Raw genomic sequence first — 3,298 nt, forward strand, 5'->3', positions numbered from 1 at the left:
CCGAGCGCAACGGTCAGCTGCGCAGTTGACGAACAGCGTCGACGATGGTCGCCGCACTGGATATAGGCTTGTTCCAGCGGGACCGAAAACGGCACCGGCGTAAAGGGTGCCCCGATGCGGACGATGGGTGCATCCAGGTAATCAAAAGCCCTTTCGGCCACCTGGGCGGCGATTTCCGCCCCGACGCCGCCGGTTTTGACCGCTTCATGGGCGATCACCAGGCCGTGGGTCTTTTTCACCGAGGCAATGATCGTGTCCATGTCCAGGGGGGAAATGGTCCGTGGGTCGACGACCTCGACCTGGATATCGTCGGCAGCCAGGGTTTCGGCGGCTTCCAAAGCGGTATGCACCATCTTGGAGGTGGCCACGATGGTGGCGTCCTGACCCTCGCGCCGGACCACGGCCTGGCCGAAGGGAATCGCCACGGCCTCGTCCGGCACCTCGCCCTCGATACCATAGAGCAGCTTATGTTCGAGGAAGATCACCGGGTTGTCATCACGAATGGCCGAAATCAAAAGGCCCTTGGCATCGGCCGGCGTTGCCGGCATGGCCACCTTGAGTCCGGGCACATGCAGGAACCAGGCTTCAAGTGATTGGGAATGTTGGGCCGCCGCACCGATCCCGGCACCCTGGGGCGCCCGCAGCACCATGGGAATCTTGGCCTTGCCGCCAAACATGTAGCGCATCTTGGCCGCCTGGTTGAACAATTGGTCCAGGCAGACACCGATAAAATCCACAAACATGATTTCACACACCGGCCGCAGGCCGGCCGCCGCCGCGCCTGTAGCCGCGCCGATAATGGCACTTTCGGTAATGGGCGTGTCCTTGACGCGCGCCTCGCCGAATTGTTCGAACAGCCCCTGGGTAACGCCGAAGCAGCCCCCGAACTGACCCACGTCCTCCCCGAGGATAAACACATCGGGTCCCGTTCCATTTCATGCCGCAGGGCATCATTGAGTGCCAGCAGATAGGTTCTCGTCGTCATTGAGGTTACCTCCCGTGTCGATTTAAAGGGTTTGCCTGAAAAACCCGCATCGGTTGCCAAGACCGACCGTCCGTCTACGCGTAAACATCCTCGGTGATCTCTGCCGGATCGGGCAGCGGGCTGCTTTCGGCGAAGGCGATGGCGGCGGCAAGCTCATCAGCCACGGCCGCTTTGATCGCCGCGACCTTCTCCGACGTCAGAATCCCCTCGGCCAGCAGTTTTTTCTCGAAGCGCGGAATCGGGTCCTTCTTGATCCAGTCTTCCAGCTCGCAGTCTTCCCGGTAGACACAGGCATCGCCCTCGAAATGACCGCGCCAGCGGTAGGTCTTGCACTCGATCAGGGAGGGTCCCTGGCCGCCGCGGGCCCGCTTGACGGCTTCCTCCACCGCCTCAAAGACCGCCATGACGTCGTTGCCGTCCACCACCACACCCGGAATGTCATAGGCGGCCGCGCGGTCGGCGATATCGGCGACCGCCATGGATTTGCAGGTCGGGCAGGAAATGCCGTAGCCGTTGTTTTCGTTGACGAAGATCACCGGCAACCGCCAGGCGCTGGCCAGGTTGAGGGCCTCCTGGGTGGTTCCCTGGTTGGATGCGCCGTCGCCGAAGAAACAGACCACCACGCTGTCCTGTTTGCGGTATTTGGCGGCCAGGGCCGCACCGTTGGCAATGGGCCCGCCACCGCCGACAATACCGTTGGCCCCCAGGATGCCCAGCTCCACATCGGCAATGTGCATGGATCCGCCCTTGCCCTTGCAGTAACCGGTACGCTTGCCAAAGATCTCGGCCATCATGCGCTTCAGGTCGCCGCCCTTGGCGATCAGGTGGCCATGTCCGCGATGGGTGCTGGTGATATAGTCCGTATCGCGCAGCGTGGCGCACGCCCCGGAAGCCACGGCCTCTTCACCGATGTAAAGGTGGACGAAGCCCGGAATCCTGCCGGCGGCGAAGAACTCCTGCAACTGGGTTTCGAACTGCCGGATCTTGGTCATGGTCGTATACATCTTGATCATCTGTTCGTTGGAAAGACGCATTGCTCACCTCCTTGACACCTTGCCCCGCAAAAACCCTGATCGCGGGTGGATGGTTGACGATTCAACGTTCGGGGGCCACGGCGAATGCACAGGCACCCAGGAATGAATATGAGCTCAGGTAAAATCGCAAGACAGGATAACCCCCGAACGTTGATAGCGGCTAATTGACCGACGATGGGTCCACCGATACGGTCACCGCCGCATTGGCCACGATGATCGTGTCGCAGTCCCGGCCAAAGGCATCCACGCAGATACCGTCGGCCAGCATGCCGCCCAGAACGGCGGTCAGGCTGCGTGTGCCGATGGGGATCTCGGCCAGGACCTTCTCCTCATCGATTTGATCCGGGAACGGGCAGGCGATCCGGACAGCGACGTGTACCCCCTCGAAGCGGGATTTTCCCAGGATCTCCACCAATCCGCACAGGCAACTTCTCCCGATAGCATCCCGCACCGCCCGGCAGGCCGCCTTGGTCACGTCCATGCCGTGCAGATCGGCCCCCGTTCCCAGCTCCACGATAAAGCGTTTCCGCTGCATACTTGCCGCCCCTTTCTCAAACCACGATCATGGCCGGGTCTTCCAACCGGTCGGCCAGCGCCCGTAAAAAGCGCATGGCCGGTGCGCCGTCGGTCACCCGGTGATCGAAGGTCAGGCTGAGGGTCATCATCTTGCCCACCCCGACGACGCCATCCCGCACAACGGGCTGATCCACCGCCCGGCCGACGCCCAGGATCGCCGTTTCCGGAGGATTGAGAATCGGGGTAAAGCCATCCACCCCCAGCATGCTCACATTGGTGATGGTGAAGGTGCCGCCCTGGATCTCGTCCAGGGTCAGCCCGCCGGTCTTGGCCTTTTCAGCCAGCACGCGGATCTCACCGGCCAGTTGCAACAGCCCCTTGGTGTCGGCATCCTTGACATGCGGCACTACCAGGCCGTCGTCCAGGGCAACGGCAATGCCCAACTGCACATGCGCGTGAATGACGATGCCTTCGTCGGTGAGCCAGGAGTTCAGGATCGGAAAATCCTTGAGGGTCCGGCTCACCGCCAGGGCGATGATGTCGTTGTAGGAAACCTTCGGCACGTTCGCGGCACCAGCGAATTTAAGGCGCACGCGGTCCCGAAAGGCGGTCATGGCCGTGGCCTCGCAGGTTACGAAGACGGTCAGCTGAGCCGACTGGTGCAGGCTGGCCATCATGTTGTCGGCAATGATCTTGCGCATGCCGGTCATGGGCACGACCCCGGATAAGGGCACACCGCTGTCACCGGCCGGTGCCGACTCGG

4 protein-coding genes are annotated in these 3,298 nt (G+C 62.1%); all 4 read right to left on the reverse strand.

What is annotated here, in order from left to right:
* Nucleotides 1-917, reverse strand: a 917-nt coding sequence (locus tag JCM12296_RS33570) for an alpha-ketoacid dehydrogenase subunit beta (protein WP_246805279.1), incomplete at its 3' end; no start/stop codon positions are given.
* A gap of 142 nt (nt 918-1,059) precedes the next feature.
* Nucleotides 1,060-2,019: a thiamine pyrophosphate-dependent dehydrogenase E1 component subunit alpha gene (locus JCM12296_RS33575; RefSeq protein WP_054702319.1), complete on the reverse strand. Its 960-nt coding sequence runs from the start codon at nt 2,017-2,019 to the stop codon at nt 1,060-1,062.
* A 160-nt stretch (nt 2,020-2,179) separates the two neighbouring features.
* A complete protein-coding gene (locus tag JCM12296_RS33580; RefSeq protein ID WP_054702322.1) occupies nt 2,180-2,554 on the reverse strand; it encodes a Lin0512 family protein in 375 nt (124 codons plus the stop codon).
* Nucleotides 2,555-2,570: 16 nt separating this feature from the next.
* A partial coding sequence (locus JCM12296_RS33585; protein WP_172684245.1) for a dihydrolipoamide acetyltransferase family protein occupies nt 2,571-3,298 on the reverse strand: 728 nt, incomplete at its 5' end.

Source organism: Desulfosarcina cetonica JCM 12296 (assembly GCF_001311845.1).
GTDB classification, from domain to species: Bacteria; Desulfobacterota; Desulfobacteria; order Desulfobacterales; family Desulfosarcinaceae; genus Desulfosarcina; species Desulfosarcina cetonica.

Coding starts and splice junctions, on each gene's coding strand:
- JCM12296_RS33575 (WP_054702319.1), bottom strand. CDS start 2,019: ATGCGTCTTTCCAACGAACAGATGATCAAGATGTATACGACCATGACC.
- JCM12296_RS33580 (WP_054702322.1), bottom strand. CDS start 2,554: ATGCAGCGGAAACGCTTTATCGTGGAGCTGGGAACGGGGGCCGATCTG.